The sequence below is a fragment of the Pantoea sp. GbtcB22 genome, from assembly GCF_019091025.1.
GTDB classification, from domain to species: Bacteria; Pseudomonadota; Gammaproteobacteria; order Enterobacterales; family Enterobacteriaceae; genus Pantoea; species Pantoea leporis.
On the sequence record NZ_JAGXKB010001093.1, the window covers coordinates 1 to 228 of the forward strand.

1 pseudogene is annotated in these 228 nt (G+C 58.3%); it reads left to right on the plus strand.

What is annotated here, in order from left to right:
* Positions 1-228, plus strand: a pseudogene (locus tag KVT28_RS27610) (hypothetical protein); the annotation flags it as partial.

The following is a 228-nucleotide window of genomic DNA, read 5'->3' on the forward strand; positions in this document are numbered from 1 at the left end:
AGCTGACCGATGACCTGCTGAACGAATACGCCAAAGGCAACGTGCGCGTGCAGCAGGCGGCACAGTACGGCAAAGCGATACAGTTCCTGCAGGCCAAAAGCTTTGGTAGCGCCAAACGGGTGATCGCCCCGCTGCTGGCGAAGCAGCCGGATAACGTCTGGTTCCTTGATATCATGAACGACATCGACATCGGCCTGAATCAGCCGCAGCAGGCGATCGCCATGCTGA